The following is a 1,282-nucleotide window of genomic DNA, read 5'->3' as shown; positions in this document are numbered from 1 at the left end:
TTCTTTTTAAGTACCCTAGAATATGTAATAAGGCATTTGTATGCCCTCTTCGATTGGCAGGTTTAGAGAGTGTTTGCATAAAACCCTCAAAATAACGCCCTGCAAGCATTTCGATACTTAAGCTCTTGTCACCCGCTAACAACCTGCCAAGCGCTTTCGCTTGCTTTTGATTATGTGCCATCAATAAGTATTTGTAGCTCGCATGGAATTTGGTTAGTTTTAAAACACTAGGCTGATCCAAAACTTCTTTACGAAAGTTATGATACGCATAAACGCGCATCACAAAATTGTCATACAAGACGTCATCATTGAGACGACCTTCTTCTTCAATTGGCATTAGCGGATATTTTTCCCTTAAAGCACGAGCAAAAACGCCCATCCCTGGCTTCATATGAGCATGACCATTAGGCTGATAGACTTTCACCCTTTCCATGCCGCAACTAGGCGAGTTTCTCATCAGGATATAACCATCCAAACTCCCCATTTCTGGTAGTTTGTGCTCAAAACCACTCACTAACTGATCAGTCAAGTCTTTAGAATTGTCGTCGCTAAAATTTAATTGAGGCGATTCCGGGTTGCCCGTCAGCCTCATGGTAGGTCTGGGAGTTCCAAACCCAGCAGCAACTTCTGGGCAGAAGGTTTTAAATTCGAAGTGCTTACTAAGTACATTGAGGCATAAACGAGATTGGGTATGACCGCCATTATAACGCACCTCATGACCCGCCAAACAGGCACTCAAACCTACTTGAATTGACTTCTCACCTCGGCTTTTCATAGCGTCGCTAGAAGCAGCCTTGTCGGAGACAATAACATTATGCTTTTTCATACCCATCACCCTCTTACATGCCATGCATTTTTAACAGTTCTACAAGGTATACGCGACAAGCACAAAACTAGATCATAATGACATGATTTAAAGTCAAAGTATCTCATCCAAGGCTTGCTTTAACTGAGGATACTGAAATTGAAAGCCACTTTCTAGAAGCTTCTTTGGGACTACATTCTGACTTCCAAGCAATAAAATAGATGATTCACCGAGTATGGTTTTCAAGATAAATGCCGGAACAGGAAGTACTGCAATTCTCTTTAATGTACGAGCAAGCGCGATAGAAAACTCTTTATTTCTTACGGCACCAGGTGCGACTAAATTGACCGCGCCACGCGTCGTCTGATTTACTAATAAATACTCAAGCGCTCTGGTTACGTCAACATTATGAATCCAGGGCATGTACTGCTTTCCGTTTCCCAGCGGCCCTCCAAGGCACAACTTAAATGGCAAAAT

General features: G+C 42.4%; 2 protein-coding genes. Both read right to left on the bottom strand.

The window, feature by feature from the left end:
- On the bottom strand, positions 1 to 826 hold an 826-nt coding region (locus A3763_RS18990; protein WP_231872249.1), incomplete at its 3' end, for a DUF523 and DUF1722 domain-containing protein.
- Positions 827 to 919: 93 nt separating this feature from the next.
- Positions 920 to 1,282, bottom strand: a 363-nt coding sequence (locus tag A3763_RS18985; protein WP_231872248.1) for a DUF1731 domain-containing protein, incomplete at its 5' end; no start/stop codon positions are given.

This window comes from Oleiphilus sp. HI0128, from assembly GCF_001635365.1.
The sequence above is the reverse complement of the archived record's forward strand: the minus strand, read 5'-3'. Positions and strand labels throughout refer to the sequence as shown.